Raw genomic sequence first — 18,594 nt, forward strand, 5'->3', positions numbered from 1 at the left:
CCGGATAAGGGCGCGCCACGCTGGCCGGCACGACCGAGCGGTGCCTACGCCGACGGGGTCGTCCTGCGGCAACAGGCGCGCTCCCGTCGAGACCCCGGGGCGTCAGCCGGCGCGGCGCTTGACCTGGACGGTGGCTTCCAGGCTCTCGTAGGCATCGCGCTCTCCGAACCAGCTGCCGGACACCGGCGCCGCGAAGGCCGGGTCGCGCGCCACCGCGACGCGGATCAGCTGGCTGCCGCCCAGCAGGTTGTTGGTCGGGTCGTAGGCCACCCAGCCGGCGCCCGGCAGGTAGGCCTGCAGCCAGGCGTGCGTCGCGCCTGCGCCGGTGATCGCGTCGCCGGAGCCGACGACGGTGTTGTCGTCGAGCGCCGCGTCGTACAGGTAGCCCGAGACGAAGCGTGTCGCCACGCCCAGGCGCCGCGCCGCTTCCATCATCAGCAGCGCATAGTCGCGACAGCTGCCGCTGGACAACGCAAGCGTCTGCAATGGCGTCTGCGTGCCTTCCTCGTCGCGTGTCTCGTAGCGGAAGTTCTGGTTGATGTGCTGGTTCATGCGCTCCAGCAGGTCGCGCGTGCCAGTGGGCCCGTCGTGCCGGAAGAACTGGTGGGCCCAGGCGATGAGCTTGCCCTCCGGGTCGTCGTGGTGGGGACGCAGGTAGTGCTCCAGGTCGAACCGGTCCTGCACGGAGTAGGCGAAGGGCAGGTGTTCGGCCGAAGGCGAGAGCAGCGACAGGTCCTGCGTCACGTCGGCCCGCTCGATGGTGAACGAACACACCAGACGCAGTTCGGTAGCCGGCCGGATCGGTTGCACCAGCGCCACCGAATTGGAGTGCGGATCCTGGATCATCCGCACGATCGCCTCCGGGCTCACCTGCAGGTCGGTCGCCAGCACCCGCAGGTCATGGCTGTCGCGCGGGCGGAACATCACGCGGTGCTCGCCGAAGGTCACGGGCGTGCGGTAGCGGTAGACCGTGGTGTGGACGATGTCGTAGCGGATGGGCATGGCGCCATTCTGCGCGCGCGAGGTGTCTGCGGCGAAGCGGAGGCGGGCGGATTCAGAAGATCAGCTTGCCGAGCCCCAGCACGACGGCCAGGCCGATGAGGAAGATGATGAAGATGATCCACAGGACGATTTTCATGAAAGGGGTTCCAGTCGGGGAGGTGAGTTCGAACAGCGCACAGCGTGCCGCGAACCGGGCTTCCGGGCGCTCGGTGGGCGCGCAGTCGTGATGTAGGAGCGAACCACGGCATGGCAAGGCGACAAGAGGCGACAGCGGCTGATCCACGGCGTCGCTCGCTGCGTAAGGCTGGCAGGCCTTTCCGCATCTGGGGGCCGTGCCCGAGGAAACGCCCATGCCGCATGCCACCGAAATCGCGATCCGATCCGTCGAGCGGGGGCGGGTGCCCGACCGTTTCATCCGCCTCGGCATTCGCCGTCTGTTGAAGGCGCGCCTTGGCGAGATGCGTGCGGACGACACGGGGGCGGCGGCCGAGTTGACGGCTGCTTTCCTGCAGGAGATGCGCGGGGCCACACTGGCGCCGCTGCCCGAGAAAGCCAACGAGCAGCACTACGAGGTGCCCGCCGCCTTTTTCGGCGAGGTACTGGGTGCCCACCGCAAATACAGCAGCTGCTTTTGGCCGGAAGGCGTCGAGACGCTGTCGGCCGCCGAGGCTGCGGCGCTCGAGGCCACCTGCCTGCGCGCCGGCCTGGTCGACGGGCAGGACGTGCTCGAACTCGGCTGTGGCTGGGGCTCGCTCACGCTGTGGATGGCGACGCAGTACCCGGGCAGCCGCATCACCGCGCTGTCGAACTCGCACTCGCAGCGCGTCCACATCGAGGCCGAGGCCCAGCGCCTGGGATTGACCAACGTGCGGGTCGTCACCTGCGACATCAACGTGTTCGACACGGCGGCGCGCTTCGACCGCGTGGTGTCGGTCGAGATGTTCGAGCATCTGCGCAACTGGCCGCGGGCCTTCGCCAACGTGGCGCGCTGGTTGCGCGACGAGGGCCGCTTCTTCATGCACGTCTTCGCCCACCGCGGGGCGCCGTACCCCTTCGTCGAACGCGATGCGAGCGACTGGATGAGCCGCCACTTCTTCTCGGGCGGCATGATGCCGAGCGACGACCTCGCCTTGCATTGCCAGGACGACCTGCGGGTGCTGCAGCAATGGCGCTGGAATGGCACCCACTACCGGCGCACCGCCGAGGCGTGGCTGCGCAACATGGACGATCGCGCCGCAACGCTGATGCCGCTCTTCAGGCAGACCTACGGCGCCGACGCCTCGGTGTGGTGGATCCGGTGGCGGCTGTTCTTCCTGTCGGTGTCGGAGCTGTTCGGCTACGACGGCGGCCAGCGCTGGTGGGTCAGCCACTACCTGTTCGAGAAGCGGGTGCATGTCGTCACCGCCCGGCCGGCATCGACTCGGACCGCACCGCTGGCCGCCGATGCCTGAGCTTCGAGGGGTCTTCGCCGGCCTGGCCTTCACGGTGGGCGTGTTGCTCGTCACCTGGGTGGCGAGCCTGGTGCGACGCGACGCGAGCGTGGTGGACCGCGTCTGGTCGCTCGCCATCGTCGGCGCCGGTTGGACGTTTTTCCTGCAGACGCCCGACGCCAGCGGGCGAGCGCTGTGGATGCTGGTGCTGGGCAGCCTGTGGGCGCTGCGGCTGAGCCTGTTCATCACCTGGCGCAACTGGGGCCACGGGGAAGACCGCCGCTATCGGCAGATCCGCGAACGCAACCAGCCCCACTTCGGGGTGAAGAGCCTGTACCTGGTGTTCCTGCTGCAGGCAGGGCTGGCCTGGGTCGTGGCCGCGCCTTTCCTGGCCGTTCTCGGAGGCAGCCGGCCATGGGGCCTGCTCGACATCGCCGGGCTGGCGCTCGCCGCCTTCGGCATCGTCTTCGAAGCGATCGGCGACGCGCAGATGGCGCGCTTCAAGGCCGACCCGCGCCACCACGGCCAGGTGATGGACCGTGGCCTGTGGCGCTACACCCGCCATCCCAACTACTTCGGCGAGGCCTGCGTGTGGTGGGGGCTGTGGCTGGTCGCGCTGGCCGGTGCGGGCTCGGGCGCGGCCTGGAGCGTGGTGTCGCCGCTGCTGATGACGGTGCTGCTGCTGAAGGTGTCGGGCGTGAGTCTGCTGGAGAAGGACATCGGCGAGCGTCGCCCGGCCTACCGCGACTACATCGCGCGCACCAACGCCTTCGTGCCGGGGCCGCCGAAGGACGCGGCGTGAGGGCGCGGTGGCGCTTCGGCATCGCGGCATGTCTGAGCGCCGCGCCGCTGATGTGCGTGGCCGCCGACGCCACCTACGACTTCCAGGTGCTGCTCGACGACAAGCCGATCGGCGAGCACCGCTTCACGGTCGGCGGGCCGCCCGAGGCGCACACGGTGCTGAGCGATGCGCGCTTCGCGGTGAAGCTGATGGGCCTGACCGTGTACCGCTACACGCACCGGGCAGAGGAGCAGTGGCGCGGGAACTGCCTGCGCTCGCTCGTGGCGAGCACCGACGACGACGGCCGCGCGAGCCGCGTCGCGGCGGACGCCGCCGGCGACGCGCTGAAGGTGGTGATGCCGGAGGGCACGCGGTCGATCGAGGGCTGCGTCATGAGCTTCGCCTACTGGAACCCCGCCATCCGCCAGCAGACGCGGCTCCTCAATGCGCAGACCGGCCGCCATGAAGCCGTGCAGGTCAGTCGCGTCGCCAGCGGTACGGTCGAGGCGCGCGGGCAGACGGTGCCGGCCGTGCGCTGGCGCATCGACGGGCCGGCGCAGCCGGTGGATGTCTGGTACACCGCGCAGGGCGAGTGGGTCGGGCTGGACTCGACCGTCGGCGGTGGGCGCAAGCTGAGCTATCGCCTGAAGTGATCCGGGCGCGGGCTTGATGCGTAAGGCGTCGAGGCACGATCCGTGCCGCACCATCGATTCCAGGAGCAGTCCCCCATGTCCATCCGGCACTACGCCATCGCCTACGTGTCCACGGCCGTCGTCTTCCTGGTGCTCGACGCCATCTGGCTCGGCACGATGGCCGACCGGCTGTACCGGCCCGCGATGGGCGCGATCATGCTGGAGCGTTTCGCGTTGGCGCCCGCCGCGGCGTTCTATCTGATCTACATCGCGGGCGTCGTGGTGTTCGCCGTGACGCCGGCGCTGCAGAGCGGGCGCTGGACGACCGCGCTGGGCTATGGCGCGATGCTGGGGCTGATGGCCTATGCGACCTACGACCTCACGAACCAGGCCACGCTCAAGGACTGGTCGTGGACGGTCACGATCGCCGACCTCTGCTGGGGCACCTTCGTGACGGCGGTGTCGGCTGCGGCGGCAGCGCGCATCACGATGGCGATCACCGGCCGCTGAGCGGCCGGGGCGCTGTCACATCCCGACCAGCGCGCCCAGCGTGCGCGCGATCGCGCCCTTGAACAGCACGCGGCCATCGACCGAGGCCAGGCAGATGCATTCGCCGCCGGCCTCGACCACCGGCTGGTGCTCGAAGCTGCCGTCGGCCTCGTCGAAGTCGCCGGGGCCGAAGCGGGCCCGGCCGTCATGGAAGGCGCCGTACAGCACCTGGGTCAGCTCGCAGTCGCTGTGCGTGTGCGCGGGCAGGTTCTTGCCGGCACCGATGCGCAGCAGGAAGACGTTGGCGGCCGCGTCGTCGGGCAGCGTCACGCGGCTCCAGCGCATGCCGGGGCCGAGCCAGCGCCAGCGGGTGGCGCTGCACCCGACCAGCGACTGCGGCCAGCACATGCCGGCCGGCAACGCGGGGTGCGGCGCCGACGGGCGGGCACCGGTGCGTTTCACGGGCGCGTCGATGGCGGCCATCGTGCGGGCCAGCGCTTCGGGCGCCAGCAGGGCCGGCGGGAGCGCGTCCAGCATCGCGCCACCCACGGCTTCGAGCAGTTCGACCCGCTGCCGGCAATGTGCGCAATGTTCCAGGTGGCTGGCCACGACCACCGAATGGCCGCGCGCCAGGCTGCCGGCCGCGAGGGCCAGCAACAGATCGTCGTCGGGATGGTGTTGGATCGTCATCATTCGAGTCCGTCGAGAAGTCGGCGCAGGTGCAGCACGGCGAGCCGCACGCGCGACTTGACCGTCCCCAGCGGAATGCCCAGCTCCTGGGCGATCTGCGCATGGGGCTGCTCCTCGTAGAAAGACAGGCGCAGCACGCGCAGCTGCTCGGCCGGCAACCGTTCCATCGCCTGGCGCAGGCCGGCCTCGCGCTGGTGCGTGAGCAGCAGTTCGTCGGGCTGGGGCTGGGTATCGGGCATCTCCTCGCCGTCTGGCGCCTCGGCCTCGACGGTGCGGTTGCCCATGCGGCGAAAGTGGTCCACCCGCAGGTTGCGCGCGATGGTGAAGATCCAGGTCGAGACGCTGGCGCGCTCGGCGTCGAAGGTGGCGGCCTTGCGCCAGACGCTCACCATCGCCTCCTGCGTCAGTTCCTCGGCCAGGCCGTCGGCGGTACCCAGACGCACCAGGTAGGTCTTCACGCGGGGCGCGAAATGCTTGAACAGGGCCGCGAAGGCCTGGCGGTCGGCGGAGCGCGCCACGGCCTGGGCCAGCCTGTTGAGTTCTTCGCTTGTGGGCATCGTGTCGCGGCCTGGGTGCGGTGTCACGATCGACAGCCAGGGTGAGCGCGATGGATTCCGCGAAGAGGCTGGCGCCGTGGGTTGTCGGACGGTGTTCATGCTCGGCATACGCACCTTCGGCGCGATTAGATCACGGTGATACTGCAACGAATCCAAACCGGGCGTGGCTGCGTACAAGGTGCGACGCATAAATTTCCGGAGACGCCCATGACCTTCGCCACCGCTCACGACGATGGCCTGCCGCCCGCCCTCGGCTCGGACCGCGCGGTGCTCGACATCGCCGTCATCGGCAGCGGCATCTCGGGGCTGTCGGCCGCCTGGCTGCTGTCGCAGCGCCACCGCGTAACCCTGTTCGAGGCCGACAGCCGGCCCGGCGGCCACAGCAACACGGTGGAGGTGCCAGGCGCCTCGGGTCGGATCGCGGTCGACACCGGCTTCATCGTCTACAACGAGGCGGCGTACCCCAACCTGAGCGCGCTGTTCGCGCACCTGGGTGTGGCGACGCAGCCCTCGGAAATGTCCTTCGCCGTGAGTCTGGACCAAGGTGCGCTCGAGTATTCAGGAACCGACCTGCGCGGCCTGTTCGCGCAGCGCAGCAACCTGGTCAGCGGGCGCTTCTGGTCGATGCTGCGCGACCTGGTGCGCTTCTACCGCCAGGCGCCGCAGGATGCCGAGCGCTTCGGGCTGATCCCGCTCGACAGCTACCTCGACGCACGCGGCTACGGCCAGGCCTTCCGCGACGACCATCTCTACCCGATGGCGGCGGCCATCTGGTCGACCTCGGCCGCGCGCGTCGGCGACTACCCGACCGAAGCCTTCGTGCGCTTCTGCGAGAACCATCACCTGCTGCAGCTGACCAACCGCCCGCGCTGGCGCACCGTGACCGGTGGCAGCGCGCGCTACGTGGAACGCCTGACCGAGGGCCTGGGCGATCGCTTGCGGCTCGACAGCGCGGCGGTCGAGGTGCGGCGCGATGCCGGTGGCGCGTGCGTGCGGACCGAGGGCGCGGGCAGCGCCGAGCGCTTCGACCAGGTCGTGATCGCCACGCACGCCGACCAGGCGCTGCGCCTGCTGCCCGACGCCAGCGACGACGAGCAGCGCATGCTGGGCGCCTTCGGCTACAGCCGCAACCGCGCCGTGCTGCACAGCGACCCGGCGCTGATGCCGCAGCGCCGCGCCGTGTGGTCGAGCTGGAACTACGCGGCCGACCGCCGCCGCCAGCAGCCGCCGTGCGTCACCTACTGGATGAACCGACTCCAGGACCTCCCAACGGAGACGCCGCTGTTCCTCACGCTCAACCCGACCCGCGAGCCGCGGCCGGAACACCTGATCCGCAGCGAAATCTACGAGCACCCGCTGTTCAACATGGCGGCGATCCGTGCGCAGGACGACCTGTGGTCGCTGCAGGGCCGCCACCGCACCTGGTTCTGCGGCGCGTACTTCGGCGCGGGCTTCCATGAGGATGGCCTGCAGGCCGGGCTGGCGGTGGCCGAAACGCTGGGCGGGGTGCGCCGGCCGTGGTCGGTGGCCAACGAATCCGGACGCATCCGCCTGGGCACGACAGCGGCAACATCGACGAGTGGGGCGCTGGCTTGACGGCGGACGGCGCGCTCTACGTCGGCCGGGTGATGCACCAACGGCTGAAGCCGGTGCGGCACCGGTTGCGGTACCGCGTGTTCTCGCTCTTGCTCGACATCGATGCGCTGCCTGCGCTGGCAGGGCGGCTGCGCCTGTTCTCGCTGAACCGCTTCAACCTGTTCAGCCTGCATGAGCGCGACTACGGCGCCGGCGATGGCGGCGGCTTGCGCGCGCATGTCGAGCGCCAGCTGCACGCGGCCGGGCTGGCGGGCGGCGGCGCGATCCGGCTGCTCACCATGCCGCGCATCCTCGGCCATGTCTTCAACCCGCTGAGCGTGTACTACTGCGAGCGGCCCGAGGGCGGGCTGCAGGCCGTCCTCTACGAGGTGAACAACACCTTCGGTCAGCGCCACAGCTACCTGATCCCGGTCGACGGGGCGCAACGCGAGGCCGCGCACATCGACCAGCACTGCGCCAAGCGATTCCACGTGTCGCCCTTCATGGACCTGGACATGCGCTACGCCTTCCGCATCGAGCCGCCGGCGCCCGATCGACCCGGGCTGGCAGTGGGCATCACCGTGGCCGATGCCGACGGGCCGGTGCTCGTCGCGCGCATCGACGCTCGCCGCAAGTCTTTGACGGACGGCGCGCTGGCGCTGGCCTTCGTCACGCATCCGCTGCTCACCCTGAAGGTGGTGGTGGCCATTCACTGGGAAGCCCTGCGGCTGTGGCTGAAGGGCGCACCCTTTCGCCGCTGCCCGCCGGCACCCGCACAGCCCGTCACCATCGTGGCAAGCCCCGAACCATGAGCACTTCCACCTCCGCACCGAACGGCCTGGAGGCCGATGTCCTGCACCTGGCTGATGGCAGCACGATGGCCTCGTGGACGCGGCGACCGCTGCGCCGTCTGCTGGTGCGCCTGCTGCGCGGCGTGGGTTGCGGATCGCTGCTGGTCGAACTGCCCAACGGCGAGCGCGTGCTCGGCCGCGGCGCGCAGCCCGGCCCGCATGCCGCGGTCACGCTGCACCGCTGGCGACCACTCGCGCGCATGGTGCTGCGCGGCGACATCGGCCTGGCCGAAAGCTACCGCGACGGCGACTGGTCGAGCCCGGACCTGAGCGCACTGCTCGAATTCGGCATCCGCAACGAGGCCGGCTGCGGTCGCGCCTACGAGCCCTCGCTGCCGGCGCGATGGATCGGCCGCGTGGCGCACCGGCTGCGCTCGAACACGCGGCGCGGCAGCCGCCAGAACATCGCCTTCCACTACGACCTGGGCAATGCCTTCTATGCGCAGTGGCTCGATCCGCAGATGATCTATTCGAGCGCGCTGTACGCCCGCGGCGACGAGACGATCGAAGAGGCGCAGGCCACCAAGCTGGCGCGCATCGTCGAGCTGCTCGAGCTCCAGCCGGGCTCGACCGTGCTGGAGATCGGTTGCGGCTGGGGTGCGCTGGCGCTGGCGATGGGCGGGGAGGGCGGCGCGCAGGTCACCGGCCTCACGCTGTCGACCGAGCAACTGGCGCACGCGTGCGAACAGGTCAAGGCGCAGGGGCTGGAGGCGCGCATCGACCTGCGCCTGCAGGACTACCGCGACGTCGATGGCCGCTACGACCGCATCGTGTCCATCGAGATGCTCGAGGCGGTGGGCGAGCGCTACTGGCCGGTGTACTTCGACACGCTGCGCGACCGGCTCGCCGACGATGGCGTGGCGGTGGTGCAGGTGATCACCATCGACGAGGCGCAGTTCGCGTCGTACCGCGCCACGCCCGACTTCATCCAGCGCTTCATCTTCCCCGGCGGCATGCTGCCACCGGTGGAGGCGTTGCGCGCACAGGCCGCGCGCGTCGGGTTGAGGCTCGAGGTGGCCGAGTCCTTCGGCATGAGCTATGCGGCCACGCTGGCCGAGTGGAGACGCCGCTTCCTGGCGGCCTGGCCCACCATCGAGCCGCTGGGCTTCGACGCCGCCTTCAAGCGGCTGTGGGAGTACTACCTGAGCTACTGCGAGGCCGGCTTTCGCGCCGGACGGGTCGACGTGCGGCTGCTCAGGTTGTCACGGATGTCGAAGGCGGCAGATAGGCTGAAAGGGCACGGGCAGCCGACCGCAGCAGCTTGAAATCCGCATCGGCGAGCGGGGCGGCATCCAGGTCGAAATGGCAGATCGATCCCGTGATGTCCCCGTTGTCGCCGACGATGGAGACGGCGTGGTACGAATTGACCAGCCCCTTGTACGGATGCCCTTCCAGGCGGCGGTCCATCGAGGAGTCCGAGGTCCGAAATTCGCCGTCGGCGAAAGTGAACTGGCAGAAGCTCATGCCATACGGCACGGCCAGCAGGTGCTCGGGGTAAGGCATTGCCAGCTTGTCGACGAACGCCACGTTTTCCAGCCGCCGATCAGGCGTCAGGCGGTACACGGCGCTGTAGCGTTGAACGACTCGATCGTTGAGCACTTTCAGCGCAGCGACCAGGCCGCCTGCCTCGAGTGCCGCCGTCATCGCATCGAATGTCCGGTCCATGTCCATACCTCGAAGCAGGCTGCGGGAAGCGCATTCTGGACCTTGAACGCCATGGCGTCGAATCGGCCGAGGACAGGCTCTGCCCGTCGGACGCAGCCTCGCGAGCCGCCGCCCGATCAGCGTCGGTAGTAGTCGCGCCGGTTGTCGTAGCCGTCGTAGCGATCCGGAATGCCGTCATGGTCGCGGTCGCGGCGATAGCCGGGCGGCGGGTAGCGGCGGTCGTCGTAATAGCGCGGACGCGGCACGGCGTAGTAGGGCGCATAGCCCGGCGCAGGCACGTATTCCACGGGCGGCGCCTGCAGATACACGGGCGGGCGATACACCGGCGGTGGCGGCGCGTAGTACACGGGCGGCGGTGGCGGCACGTAGATGGGCGCCGGCGCATAGCCGGGCGACACCACCACGCCGGGCACGCCGATGCTGACCCCGATGTCGGTGCGCGCCTGTGCGCCGGCACCGGCCAGCAGGGCCATGAAGAAGAAAGTCGTCGTGCCGAGGCGGCGCAGGGTGGGGTGTGTCATGGACCGTGGTGAAGTGGTGTGCACTCCAACGCCCGAACCCCCGCCGAAGTCGACAGGCACTGCGAAACAAACTGTGCCGTCATCCGGTGCAGGCCGTGACAGAGGCTTCCGAAGGTGTCGAAGGGCATCGGATCGATCTAGGGGGTTACCCTTAATTTTGGCGGCGAGCCGCCGATAGACGAAGACGTTCATTCTCCTTCTCGCGCCGCCGGACGTCGGCACCCCTCTTCGTCGAAAGCACCATGAAAGCGTTCTACAACCTGAAGTTGGCCAACAAGCTGCTTCTGTCCTTCGTCATCGTCCTGACCCTCATGGCCGGCCTGGGCGCGTTCTCCGTCGTTCAACTGGGCAAGGTCAACCAGAAGGCCTCCGACCTGGCCGACAACTGGATGCCCAGCGCACGCGTCCTGCTCGAGATCAAGATCATCCTGGCGCGTTACCGGTCGACCGAACTCAACCACCTGTTGTCCGAGAGCAGCGAAGATCGCGCCTTCTACGAGAAATCGATGGCCGGCATCTGGTCCGAATTGCAGAAGAGCCTGGTGACCTACCAGAAGATCTCCTCGACGGCCGAACAGAAGGAGATCACGACGCAGATGCTGGCCGCGATGCCGCCTTACCTGGCTGTTCACGACAAGCTGCTCGCCCTGTCCACCGCCGGGCGCGATGAAGAAGCACGCGCCTTCGTCCGCGGCGATGTGTTCAACGCCTACCGGAAAATCGTCGAGCAGTTGGACAAGCTGATCCAGATCAGCGTCAACGGCGGCGACAAGGCCAGCGACGACGCCACGGCGCTCTATCTCTCGTCTCGCGCGTGGGTCATCGGTGTGATCTTCGGCGCCATCGCCATCGGCCTGGCCCTCGCCTTCTGGGTGGCTCGCATCGTCGCCAGGCCATTGCGCGAAGCCGTGCAGATCGCGCAGACCGTCGCCGCGGGCGACCTCACCAGCCGCATCGAGCCGAAGACGACGGATGAAACCGGGATGTTGCTCAGCGCGCTGAAGGCCATGAACGACAGCCTGGCCAAGGTGGTCGGCGAAGTTCGCCAGGGCACCGACACGATCGCCACGGCCTCGAGCCAGATTGCCTCGGGCAACCAGGACCTGTCCTCGCGCACCGAAGAGCAGGCCAGCTCGCTGGAAGAGACGGCCGCGTCGATGGAAGAGCTGACCTCGACGGTCAAGCAGAACGCCGACAACGCCCGCCAGGCCAACCAGCTGGCGGCCTCGGCCTCCGAAGTGGCCGTTCGCGGCGGTACCGTCGTCAGCCAGGTGGTCAACACCATGGGCTCGATCAACGCGTCGAGCAAGAAGATCGTGGACATCATCGCGGTCATCGACGGCATCGCCTTCCAGACCAACATCCTGGCGCTGAACGCGGCGGTGGAAGCGGCACGCGCCGGCGAGCAAGGCCGTGGCTTCGCCGTGGTCGCCTCGGAAGTGCGCAGCCTGGCACAGCGCTCGGCCGCAGCGGCCAAGGAGATCAAGGGCCTGATCGACGACTCGGTCAGCAAGGTCGAGGCGGGAAGCCACCAGGTGGCCGAAGCGGGCCAGACGATGGAAGAGATCGTGGCCAGCGTGCGCCGGGTGACCGACATCATGGGCGAGATCAGCGCGGCGAGCCACGAGCAGACGCAGGGCATCGAGCAGATCAACCAGGCCATCACGCAGATGGACCAGGTCACGCAGCAGAACGCGGCGCTGGTGGAAGAGTCTGCGGCCGCTGCTGCTTCGCTGCAGGAGCAGGCCGGCAGCCTGTCGCAGGTGGTGAGCGTGTTCACGTTGGACAGCGACGCGAGCAGTGCGAGCAGTGCGAGCGGTGAGGCGACACGCCGGCCGGCGGTCGCTTCAAGGGCCGCCCTGGCACGCCCGTCTTCCGCACCGACGCGCAAGCGCGAGCCGAGCGCTGCCCGCGACGTGGTCGTGTCGAGCGCCGACGATTGGGCGTCGTTCTGATCTGCCGACGTGCGCACTGAGGCGCAGCTGGCATTGATCGCGCAGCGAAACACCGGGGAAAGCCGACCCTAGGCCACCACTGTCCGACGGCAGAATCGGCCCATGCTGCGCATCGGCCTCATCTCGGACACCCACGGCCTGCTGCGGCCCGAGGCGCTCGCCTTTCTGGCGGGATGCGACCACCTCGTCCACGCCGGCGATATCGGCGGGCCGGACATCCTCGAACGCCTCGCCGCCATCGCCCCGCTGTCGGTGGTGCGCGGCAACAACGACCACGCACCCTGGGCCGCGGCCATTCCCGTCTCGCTGACGCTCGCGCTGGGCGGCATCCGGCTGCATACGGTGCACGACATCGCCGAGCTGGACATCGTGCCTGCCGAGGCCGGCGTCCAGGTGGTGGTCAGCGGCCATTCGCACAGGCCGTCGCTGACCGAGCGCGCGGGTGTGCTCTACGTCAATCCGGGCAGCGCCGGGCCGCGCCGCTTCACGCTGCCGATTTCGGTGGGGGAGCTTCGCATCGCCGAAGGCCGCGTAACGCCGCGGCTGGTCACGCTCGTGCCGAATTCGCGTTGAGCCTCACGCGATGGATGCGCTGATCGCCACCGCCGCGCGCGCCCTCGCCATGGGCGATGCGCTCGGTGCGCTCCAGCGCGTGGCGCTGCGCGACGACCCGCCGGCGCTGGCGCAGCGCGGTATCGCGATGGCGCAGCTCGGCGAGCATGCCCGGGCGCGCGAGCTGTTGCGGCATGCGGCCCATGCCTTCGGCTCGCACGAGCCGCTGGCGCAGGCGCGCTGCGTCGTCGCGGAGGCGGAGGTCGCGCTGGCCCTGCGCGACCTGGCCGAGTCGCCGCGCCATCTCGCCGCCGCCGTGGACACGCTCGAAGCCCGCGGCGACGCCGCGAACGGCGTGCACGCACGGCTGATCGCCGCGCGCCGGTGGCTGCTCCTCGGCCGGCTCGACGACGCACGCGCCGCCTTGGCGCGGGTCGATCCCCACGGGCTGACGCCCGCGCTGGCGGCGGTGGCCGAGCTCGTCGCGGCCGAACTGGAACTGCGCGCGCTGCGCGTGGACACGGCGCGTGCAGCGCTCGCCCGTGCGCAGGCCGCGGCGGCGCGCTCGGGCGTGCCAGCGCTCATGGCCGAGGCGGCGGATGCGCAGGGCGTGCTCGAGCGCCCGGCGGCGCGGCTTCAGGGCGTGGCGGGCGAGCAGGTGCTGCGCCTGGACGAGGTCGCCGCGTGCCTCGGCAGCGGGGCGCTGGTCGTCGATGCGTGCCGCCATGGGCTGCGCCGGGGCGACGAGGCCCTGTCGCTGGCGCGTCGGCCGGTGCTGTTCGTGCTGGTCCGCGCGCTGGGCGAGGCGTGGCCGGGCGATGTGGGGCGAGAGGTCTTGATCGCCCGCGCCTTTCGCACCCGCCGTCCCGACGAAACGCACCGGGCGCGCCTGCGCGTCGAGATCGGCCGCCTGCGTGCGCTGGCCAAGCCCTTCGCCGACATCGATGCCACGGCGCGCGGCTTCGTGCTGCGGCCGAACGACGGGCGCGACGTCGCGGTGCTGGCGCCGCCGATCGACGGCGACTCGGCGGCGCTGCTGGCGTTGCTGTCCGACGGCGCGGCGTGGTCGACCTCGGCCTTGGCCCTGGCGTTGGGTGCGAGCCAGCGCACGGTGCAGCGCGCGCTGGCCACGCTGGAAGCCGAGGCCCGCGTGCGCGCCGTCGGCCGGGCGCGATCGCGCCGCTGGCTGGCGCCATCGCTCGCCGGATTCGCGACGATCTTGTTACTCCCCACCACGCTGCCGCCTGCCTAAAGTGCATCCACGGCACCGATGTGTGCGTGCCGAAGGAGCCACTGATGACCCCCGAGACCCTCGACAGATCGACCGAACCCGCTGTGCGCACCGCCGAGATCGTGCGCGAATTCGGCCCCTTCCCCGACGCTGCGGCCGTGCACGGCGTGACGCACGACGGCCACCTGGTCTGGGCCGCCACCGGCACCCGGCTCGTGGCCTTCGACGGCCGCGACGGCAAGACGCTGCGCACGATCGAGCACCCCTGCGACGCCGGCACCGCGTTCGACGGCACCCACCTCTGGCAGATCGCCGAATCGCGCATCGACAAGATCGACCCGGCCAGCGGCGACGTGCTGGCGAGCATCCCGGCGCCGGGCCACGGTGCGGATTCGGGCCTCACCTGGGCCGAAGGCAGCCTCTGGGTGGGGCAGTACCGCGACCGCAAGATCCATCGGATCGACCCGGCGACCGGGGCGCTGCTGCGCACCATCGAATCCAACCGATTCGTCACCGGCGTGACCTGGGTCGACGGCGAGCTGTGGCACGGCACCTGGGAGGGCGACGAGAGCGAGCTGCGCCGCATCGATGCGGCCAGTGGCGCGGTGCTCGAGCGGCTCGCGATGCCAGCTGGCACCGGCATCAGCGGGCTGGAATCCGACGGCGCCGATCTCTTCTATTGCGGCGGGGGCGGCAGCGGCAAGGTTCGCGCGGTGCGGCGGCCCGGCGTGCCGGCCAAAGACAGTTGAATTCAAATGGAAATTTGACTGATATCGGCTCCAAAACCGGTTTTCTACAGTGGTGTTTTCAGAAATTTTTTCGCTGTTGCTCTCGGCTACCATTCGCGGCAACCTGGAAATATTCATCGGTTTCCTCGGTGCCGCGAAGTAGGCTGATTTACTTAATCCATGGGATTTAAATGCCGCCTCGCATCGAGGCGGCGTTTGAAACAATACGGCGCTGTGTGCGTCGGCATGGAATAACGGCAATGCCATTCAATTTCTTCCGGCGGCACGAGCCCGAAGCCGTCCCACCCCCCGCCCAAGAGGCGATCGCAGTGGCCGTCGCAGAACCGGCCGGACCTGCGCCGGTGGACGGTTTTCTGACCTACGCGCTCCACCTGGACGCGCAACGGCACATCAAGGGCTACAAGTTCGAATGGCACGCGGCGTCCGGCAGCACGAGCGCTTCCGACGACTTCCGCGCGCTGCTGTCCACCGTGGCGTCGAACCTGAACAGCGTCAAGGCCGGCTGGCGCTTGGGCAGGCTGATGGTCTACCTGGACGCGACCGCCGAGGGCCTGGCCTTCGAGGAACTGCAGGCCCTGCCGCCGAAAAGCGTCGTGCTCTGCCTGCGCCTGGCGGAACTGGCGGACAAGAAGATCTGGCCCACGGTCGACGCGCTGCGTGCACAGGGTTTCGGCATCATGTTGTGCGACGTGGACGTTTTGCCCGCCCCGCCGACGGTGTCGAACAAACCCCCGGTGTCCGACGCCGTCGAGGAAGCAGACGCTGCCGAAGCGCCGGACCCGTTCGGCGCGTTGTCCCGCATCACGCACCTGGACATGCTGGAGGGGCGCAAGGAGCTGGTCGACGGCGCGCGGCATCTCCGGGGGCCGGGAACACCCGCGATCCATCCGATCGCCACCCGCATCGCCAGCTGGGCCGCGTTCGACGCCTGCGCCGCGCGCCGGCTGGACGCCTTCGTGCGCGGCAAGGAAGCCATCGCGGCGCCGTTGCAGGCGGGTGTCACGCTGCAGCCCGAGTCCGTGCTGATCATCCGCGTCATGCAGATGATCCAGCGCAACGAGGACGTGCGGTCCATCGAGGCGGCGCTCGCGCACGACCAGGCGCTCACGGCCCGGCTGCTGCACCACATCAACACGCTGACCATGGGCCACAACGTGGAGGTGCATTCGCTGCACCACGCGGTCGCGTTGCTCGGCTTCGGGCCCCTGTTCCGCTGGCTGTCGCTGCTGCTGGCGACCAGCAAGAAGGCCAACAGCATGGCGTACATGACCAAGAAGTCGATCATGCGCGGCCGTTTCGTCGAACTGATGGGGCAGGGCACGCTGCCGGCGGACGAGGCCAACAACCTGTTCGTGGCGGGCATGTTCTCGCTGATCGACCGCGTGCTGGGCGTGCCCATGGAAGAGGTGCTGGCCAAGGTGCAACTGCCCGAGGCGGTGCAGGAAGCCGTCCGCACGCGCGGCGGTCTCTACGGCCCCTTCGTCGCGCTGGCTGAAGCGTGCGAGGTCGATGTCGGCGAGGCGGCCGCGCTGGCGGCGTCGATCGGGGTCGACGCCGAGAAGGTCAATGCGTCGCATCTCGCCGCGATGGCTTGGGCGCTGGACGTGAATCCGGCCGAAGTGACCTACTGAGGCCGACGCTGCGGGCGGGGCGGGACTGTGGCGCGCAACCCACCATGTCCCGTTGCTAATGAGAATTACTATCGATAATAATCGGGGTTATCCCTAGCGCTGCACGGTTGCACGCGCGGATCGGCGATCCGCCGACCACTCAGCAGACACGAGGAAGTCCCCCCAATGAGGAGGCTGTATTTCGGCCTGGCGCTGGCCGCCGTGCCGTTGGCGCAGGTTCACGCCCAGACCACGTCCACCACCGGCGGCGTGGCCGGCGAACTCGCCACCGTCAATGTCGATGCTTCGCGCACCAACGGCTTCGTGCCCAGCACCGTCGAGGCCGGCACCTTCCGCGGCACCAACCTGATGGACGTGCCCGCCACGGTCAACACCGTGACGCGCGAGGTGATCGAGCTGCAGGGCGCCGCGGGCGTGTACGACGTGCTGCGCAATACGGCCGGCGTCACGCGCCAGCAGAACGGCGGCGACACCTTCGATCAGCTGGTCATCCGCGGCATCCCGGTGGAGAACCGCACCAACTACCGGCTCAACGGCTCGCTCGCGATCCCGAACATCTCCGAGATCCCGATGGAGAACAAGGAGCGCGTCGAGGTCCTCAAGGGCGCCTCGGCGCTGTACTACGGTTTCACCACGCCGGCCGGCGTGATCAACTTCGTGACGAAGCGGGCGAGCGCCACACCGGTGACCTCGCTGGGCCTGGTGTTCGACGAGCATGGCACGGCGCAGGGCTCGATGGACATCGGCCGCCAGTTCGGCGACGAGAACCAGTTCGGCCTGCGCGTGAACGCCGCTGGCGGCCGCATCGGCTCGTCGATCGACGGCATCGACGGCAATCGCCAGTTCGGCTCGGCGGCCTTCGACTGGCGCGTCAACAGCCGTCTCACGCTGCGCGCGGACGTCGAGCAGTACCACAAGGAGATCGTCGAGCAGGCCGGCATCACGCGGCTCGCAGCGGTCAACGGCGTGATCGCGCTGCCGGCGCTGCCCGACCCGACGAAGCGGCTGGGGCCGCTCTCCGCGGTCTTCGATGCCAAGGTGACCAACACGCAGCTGCGTGCCGACTATGCGCTGACCGACACCTGGGGGCTGATGGTCGAGGCCGGCCATTCGGAAGGGGAGCGCGACCGGCGCCTGGCGTCGTTCAGCAACTACAACGTGCGCACGGGCGTCGGCCGTATCACCGGCAACGACCAGCATCTGGAGCAGAGCTCCGACCTGTTCCGCACCGAGCTCTTCGGCACCTTCGCCACCGGTGGCGTGCAGCATGAACTGACCCTCGGCGCAGCGCGCAGCGCCAAGACCCAGGACCCGATCTACCAGCGCACCTACGGCGGTGCGACGACGGTGCAGAACCTCTACAACCCGGTGTCGATCGGCACGCTCAATTCCACGGCGCTGCCCACGCGGCCGACCAGCGGCGGGCTCGACAGCGAAGAGCTCGGCCTCTACGCGCTCGACCGCCTCACGCTGACGCCGCAATGGCAACTGGTGATCGGCGCGCGCCACACGCAGTACGAGAGCACGCAGGACGCGAGCGCCACGCTGCCGCGCATCGGCTACGACGTGAGCAAGACCACGCCGCTGGCCGCGCTGAGCTACAAGTTCACGCCGGACCTCGTGGGTTACGTGTCGTATGCGCAGGGGGTGGAAGAGGGCGACATCGCCCCGGCGGGCACGGCCAACCAGAACACCCGCATGGCACCCGGCGTGAGCAAGCAGAAGGAACTGGGCCTGCGCTGGCTCACCGGCAGCGGCACGCTGCTGTCGACCGCGCTGTTCGACATCGAACGGCCCGGCACGTACACGAATGCCGCCAACGTTTATGTGGCCGACGGCCGCCAGACCTACCGCGGCATCGAGATGTCGGCGCAGGGCCGGCTGACCCGGGCCCTGGCCTGGCAGATGTCGGCGCAGTGGCTCGATGCCGAGTTCGCCGACATCAATGCGCAGTACAACGGCAAGATGCCCGAGAACACCGCGCGCAAGACGGCCAGCCTGTTCCTGGCCTACGACATCGACGCGCTGCCGGGCCTGTCCGTCAACGGCGGTGCCTACTTCACCGGCCGTCGCCCGATCGACGACCTGAACCAGGGCTTCATCCCCGGCTACACGATCTACGCCGCCGGCGTGCGCTACGTGAGCCAGTTGATGGGCCGTCGTACCACCTGGCAGCTGAACGTCGACAACCTGGCCGACAAGCGCTACTGGTCGGCCGCCGGCACGCGCCTGGCGGTGGGCACGCCGCGCACCCTGCGCGCCGGCCTCAAGGTCGACTTCTGA

At 69.3% G+C, this 18,594-nt stretch carries 19 protein-coding genes; 13 read left to right on the forward strand and 6 right to left on the reverse strand.

The features are described 5' to 3' along the window. Window positions 1-102: 102 nt before the first annotated feature. The gene (locus QTH86_RS01510; RefSeq protein WP_286646428.1) at window positions 103-1,002 is read right to left on the reverse strand and encodes a transglutaminase family protein; all 900 of its coding nucleotides are present in this window, start codon (window positions 1,000-1,002) and stop codon (window positions 103-105) included. 52 nt (window positions 1,003-1,054) lie between these two features. Next, the gene (locus QTH86_RS01515; RefSeq protein ID WP_286646427.1) at window positions 1,055-1,285 is read right to left on the reverse strand and encodes a small membrane protein YohP; all 231 of its coding nucleotides are present in this window, start codon (window positions 1,283-1,285) and stop codon (window positions 1,055-1,057) included. A gap of 67 nt (window positions 1,286-1,352) precedes the next feature. Here QTH86_RS01515 and QTH86_RS01520 point away from each other — a divergent pair, with 67 nt between their 5' ends. The 4 genes from QTH86_RS01520 to QTH86_RS01535 all read left to right on the forward strand — a co-directional run bounded on the left by QTH86_RS01520 (window position 1,353) and on the right by QTH86_RS01535 (window position 4,355). Beyond that, the gene (locus QTH86_RS01520) at window positions 1,353-2,453 is read left to right on the forward strand and encodes an SAM-dependent methyltransferase (RefSeq protein WP_286646426.1); all 1,101 of its coding nucleotides are present in this window, start codon (window positions 1,353-1,355) and stop codon (window positions 2,451-2,453) included. After that, the gene (locus tag QTH86_RS01525) at window positions 2,446-3,234 is read left to right on the forward strand and encodes a DUF1295 domain-containing protein (protein WP_286646425.1); all 789 of its coding nucleotides are present in this window, start codon (window positions 2,446-2,448) and stop codon (window positions 3,232-3,234) included. The genes QTH86_RS01520 and QTH86_RS01525 overlap by 8 nt, the downstream gene beginning before the upstream one ends. Then, window positions 3,231-3,866, forward strand: a complete 636-nt coding sequence (locus tag QTH86_RS01530) for a DUF6134 family protein (RefSeq protein WP_286646424.1) — start codon at window positions 3,231-3,233, stop codon at window positions 3,864-3,866. Before QTH86_RS01525 ends, QTH86_RS01530 begins: the two co-directional genes overlap by 4 nt. Window positions 3,867-3,941: 75 nt before the next feature. Continuing rightward, complete coding sequence (locus tag QTH86_RS01535) at window positions 3,942-4,355, forward strand: DUF2177 family protein (RefSeq protein ID WP_286646423.1); 414 nt, start codon at window positions 3,942-3,944, stop codon at window positions 4,353-4,355. 15 nt (window positions 4,356-4,370) lie between these two features. Here the strand turns inward: QTH86_RS01535 and QTH86_RS01540 are convergent, their stop codons facing one another. Both QTH86_RS01540 and QTH86_RS01545 read right to left on the reverse strand, forming a co-directional pair. Further along, window positions 4,371-5,024 carry a ChrR family anti-sigma-E factor gene (locus QTH86_RS01540; RefSeq protein ID WP_286646422.1) on the reverse strand — a complete coding sequence of 218 codons (654 nt, stop codon included), beginning with the start codon at window positions 5,022-5,024 and terminating at the stop codon, window positions 4,371-4,373. After that, the gene (locus QTH86_RS01545) at window positions 5,024-5,581 is read right to left on the reverse strand and encodes a sigma-70 family RNA polymerase sigma factor (protein ID WP_286646421.1); all 558 of its coding nucleotides are present in this window, start codon (window positions 5,579-5,581) and stop codon (window positions 5,024-5,026) included. Before QTH86_RS01545 ends, QTH86_RS01540 begins: the two co-directional genes overlap by 1 nt. Before the next feature lie 207 nt (window positions 5,582-5,788). On the opposite strand from QTH86_RS01545, the gene QTH86_RS01550 reads away from it, so the two are divergent. The 3 genes from QTH86_RS01550 to QTH86_RS01560 are packed head-to-tail and all read left to right on the forward strand — an operon-like array spanning window position 5,789 to window position 9,272. Beyond that, complete coding sequence (locus tag QTH86_RS01550; protein ID WP_286646420.1) at window positions 5,789-7,177, forward strand: NAD(P)/FAD-dependent oxidoreductase; 1,389 nt, start codon at window positions 5,789-5,791, stop codon at window positions 7,175-7,177. After that, window positions 7,174-7,968 (forward strand): DUF1365 domain-containing protein, encoded by a 795-nt coding sequence (locus QTH86_RS01555; RefSeq protein ID WP_286646419.1) that lies wholly within the window; start codon window positions 7,174-7,176, stop codon window positions 7,966-7,968. Before QTH86_RS01550 ends, QTH86_RS01555 begins: the two co-directional genes overlap by 4 nt. Beyond that, entirely contained in the window at window positions 7,965-9,272 is a 1,308-nt protein-coding gene (locus tag QTH86_RS01560; RefSeq protein WP_286646418.1) for an SAM-dependent methyltransferase, read from the forward strand. Before QTH86_RS01555 ends, QTH86_RS01560 begins: the two co-directional genes overlap by 4 nt. Here QTH86_RS01560 and QTH86_RS01565 read toward each other — a convergent pair. After that, window positions 9,202-9,672, reverse strand: coding sequence for a hypothetical protein (locus tag QTH86_RS01565; RefSeq protein WP_286646417.1), 471 nt, complete (start codon window positions 9,670-9,672; stop codon window positions 9,202-9,204). The two genes, QTH86_RS01560 and QTH86_RS01565, sit on opposite strands and share 71 nt — an antisense overlap. A gap of 116 nt (window positions 9,673-9,788) precedes the next feature. Then, window positions 9,789-10,193, reverse strand: coding sequence for a hypothetical protein (locus tag QTH86_RS01570; RefSeq protein WP_444813536.1), 405 nt, complete (start codon window positions 10,191-10,193; stop codon window positions 9,789-9,791). Window positions 10,194-10,435: 242 nt separating this feature from the next. Here QTH86_RS01570 and QTH86_RS01575 point away from each other — a divergent pair, with 242 nt between their 5' ends. The 6 genes from QTH86_RS01575 to QTH86_RS01600 all read left to right on the forward strand — a co-directional run bounded on the left by QTH86_RS01575 (window position 10,436) and on the right by QTH86_RS01600 (window position 18,594). Next, window positions 10,436-12,148 carry a methyl-accepting chemotaxis protein gene (locus QTH86_RS01575; RefSeq protein WP_286646416.1) on the forward strand — a complete coding sequence of 571 codons (1,713 nt, stop codon included), beginning with the start codon at window positions 10,436-10,438 and terminating at the stop codon, window positions 12,146-12,148. A gap of 102 nt (window positions 12,149-12,250) precedes the next feature. After that, the gene (locus tag QTH86_RS01580; protein WP_286646415.1) at window positions 12,251-12,721 is read left to right on the forward strand and encodes a metallophosphoesterase family protein; all 471 of its coding nucleotides are present in this window, start codon (window positions 12,251-12,253) and stop codon (window positions 12,719-12,721) included. 10 nt (window positions 12,722-12,731) lie between these two features. Further along, window positions 12,732-13,952, forward strand: a complete 1,221-nt coding sequence (locus QTH86_RS01585; protein ID WP_286646414.1) for a helix-turn-helix domain-containing protein — start codon at window positions 12,732-12,734, stop codon at window positions 13,950-13,952. Between the two features lie 44 nt (window positions 13,953-13,996). Next, complete coding sequence (locus QTH86_RS01590; protein WP_286646413.1) at window positions 13,997-14,680, forward strand: Vgb family protein; 684 nt, start codon at window positions 13,997-13,999, stop codon at window positions 14,678-14,680. Window positions 14,681-15,021: 341 nt separating this feature from the next. Then, window positions 15,022-16,311, forward strand: a complete 1,290-nt coding sequence (locus QTH86_RS01595) for an EAL and HDOD domain-containing protein (RefSeq protein WP_286646412.1) — start codon at window positions 15,022-15,024, stop codon at window positions 16,309-16,311. Between the two features lie 165 nt (window positions 16,312-16,476). Then, window positions 16,477-18,594 carry a TonB-dependent siderophore receptor gene (locus tag QTH86_RS01600; protein WP_286646411.1) on the forward strand — a complete coding sequence of 706 codons (2,118 nt, stop codon included), beginning with the start codon at window positions 16,477-16,479 and terminating at the stop codon, window positions 18,592-18,594.

Origin of the sequence: Variovorax sp. J2L1-78 (genome assembly GCF_030317205.1) — a bacterium.
Lineage (GTDB): Bacteria > Pseudomonadota > Gammaproteobacteria > Burkholderiales > Burkholderiaceae_C > Variovorax > Variovorax arabinosiphilus.